The 1281-nt window shown below is 43.8% G+C and carries 1 protein-coding gene and 1 pseudogene; both read left to right on the plus strand.

Annotation, left to right across the window (positions count from 1 at the left end; translation table 11 throughout):
- Positions 1 to 1081, plus strand: a 1081-nt coding sequence (locus AC1DUW_RS29380) for an aldehyde dehydrogenase family protein (protein WP_477644252.1), incomplete at its 5' end; no start/stop codon positions are given.
- 67 nt (positions 1082 to 1148) lie between these two features.
- Positions 1149 to 1281 (plus strand): annotated as a pseudogene (locus AC1DUW_RS29385) (galactonate dehydratase); the annotation flags it as partial.

Consider the following 1281-nt stretch of genomic DNA (forward strand, 5'->3'; position numbering starts at 1 on the left):
TATTCCATCATCTGATAAAGATGCCCTTATGTTTACAAAACGTACACCACTTGGTGTTGTCGGCGTTATCACGCCATGGAACTTCCCAGTTGCGATTCCCATATGGAAAATGGCTCCGGCCCTTGTATATGGCAATTCAATCGTGTGGAAACCTGCTACGGAGGGAGCTGTTACAGCAGCGAAAGTGATGGAATGCTTCACAAAAGCCGGCTTCCCAGAGGGTGTTGTGAACTTCATTACCGGTACAGGATCTATCATCGGCCAAGGACTCATCGATCATCCGCTGTTAAATGCAATCACATTTACCGGTTCTGAAAGTGTCGGGCAAGTTGTAGCGAAGTCAGCTTCCGCTCGTGGCATTAAATATCAGCTTGAAATGGGTGGCAAGAATCCAGTTATCGTGACGAAAGATGCGAACATCGATCAAGCAGTCGAAGCAGTCATCAGCGGTGGATTTCGTTCTTCTGGCCAAAAATGTACAGCTTCAAGTCGTGTGGTCGTTGAATCAAAAGTCTATGATGAATTTAAACAAAAACTTGTAGACGCAGCTGCAAAAATTACCGTCGGCAATGGTCTACAAGAGGGTATTTGGATGGGGCCATGTGCAAGCGAAAGCCAGTTTAATACGGTGAAAGAATACATTGAAAAAGGCAAGCAGGAAGGCGCAAAACTCATACATGGCGGGGAGATATTAACTGGTGGGGACTACGATAGGGGCTTTTTCATTACTCCAGCGATTTTTGAAGACGTCACGACGGATATGGTGATTGCACAGGAAGAAATTTTTGGACCAGTTATTGCACTTATAAAAGCAACCGATCTTGTCGAAGCAATTGACATGGCAAATAATACGAAATACGGATTGAGTGCATCGATCTTTACTTCAAATATTAGCTCAATTTTAGAATTCATCGATGAAATCGAAGTAGGGCTTGTCCGCATTAACGCAGAAAGCGCAGGCGTTGAGTTGCAAGCACCATTCGGCGGCATGAAGGCATCAAGTACAGGTTCTCGAGAGCAAGGTGAAGCGGCGAAAGAATTTTATACAGCATTAAAAACGGTTTTTATTAAAGGTTCTTAACAAAAGAAAGAGAGGTTTTCATATTTGAAGATCTCTCATCTTCCAAAAAAACATTGCGAGGTGCCTAATGAAAATCACAAAAATTTCTCTATTCAAAGTTCCACCCCGCTGGCTATTTTTAAAAATCGATACCGATGAAGGCATTTCTGGCTGGGGGGAGCCTGTCGTTGAAGGCCGTGCTGAAACGGTAAAAGCAGCAG

This window comes from Peribacillus sp. P4_C12 (assembly GCF_056402095.1).